Source organism: Microcoleus sp. MON1_C1 (assembly GCF_036701945.1).
In the GTDB taxonomy this organism is placed as follows: Bacteria; Cyanobacteriota; Cyanobacteriia; order Cyanobacteriales; family Microcoleaceae; genus Microcoleus.
This window is the reverse complement of the sequence record NZ_JAUBRO010000147.1, coordinates 1-1,024: the sequence shown is the minus strand read 5'-3', so window position 1 is coordinate 1,024 and position 1,024 is coordinate 1. Positions and strand designations below refer to the sequence as shown.

The following is a 1,024-nucleotide window of genomic DNA, read 5'->3' as shown; positions in this document are numbered from 1 at the left end:
TCGATCGAATGTTTGCTATTTCTCAATTTTGGTTTTAATTGGATTAAAATTTCATCGAGATAATCTCTTACCAAGAAGGTTCGCCGTTCTTCGCTGGAGCGATCGACTGCTACTTCTTTAAAGCTCCGAATTAATGCTGCTGCTTGATTGAGATTGGTTAGAAGAGAGTTGCTGCTAGTGGTGGCTATATCCAAAAATTCTTCGAGTTCCGAGCGTTTCATTTTGCCACTGTTATAAGTAGAAGCAAATTCTGTAGTATGTTCTGCTAAAGCTGACGCAACGGTGACGCCGACGCCGATGGGAGTATTAATTTCATGGGCGACGCCTGCAACTAATCCTCCCAGCGATGCCATTTTTTCAGCTTCCACTAGCTTACTTTGAGTAGCTTTTAAGTTATCTAAGGCGTTGGATAATTCGTGGGTGCGATCGCTGACTAATTGCTCTAAGTTTTGATTGAACTCCTGCAAGTTATTGTAGAGTTGGGCATTTTCAATGGAAATGGCTATTTGGGCCGATAACAATTTTAACAGTTCTAGCCTATCTGTAGTGAAAGCTCCTTCTGTGAGGTTATTTTCTAGGTAAAGAATGCCTGTCAGTTTGCCTTGGTGTATCAGAGGGGTGCAGAGAATGGATTTGGGTTGAGTGGCTGTTATGTAAGGATCGCGGGTAAATTGTCCCTCTTGGGTGGCGTTATTTAAAACTACGTTTTCCTGGGTGCGGATGACGTAGTGGGCGATCGCACTTGCGAGTTTGGGCGTTTCCCCAGAAGCTGCTTGTGCATTCAGGGGATGCGAGCGCAGCACGCTAATTTCATCCTCGTTCACGGAACCTTCAGCCTCGATGGCCCAGTTTCCTGCTTTTTCTAAAATTAAAAATCCTTTTTGGGCGCCTGCATTTTCGATGGCGATTTTCATCAATTTTTCTAGTAGCTTACTCAAAACTATTTCACCTGAAATTGCTTGGGAAGCTTTCATTACTGTGGCTAAATCTAGCGTCTCTCCCAAATTAGTGCTAGTGGTAGTAG

Annotated in this window: 1 protein-coding gene; it reads right to left on the bottom strand. The window is 43.6% G+C overall.

Annotation, left to right across the window (positions count from 1 at the left end; genetic code table 11):
* On the bottom strand, nt 1-1,024 hold a 1,024-nt coding region (locus QUA62_RS29265; protein WP_333408294.1), incomplete at both ends, for a GAF domain-containing protein.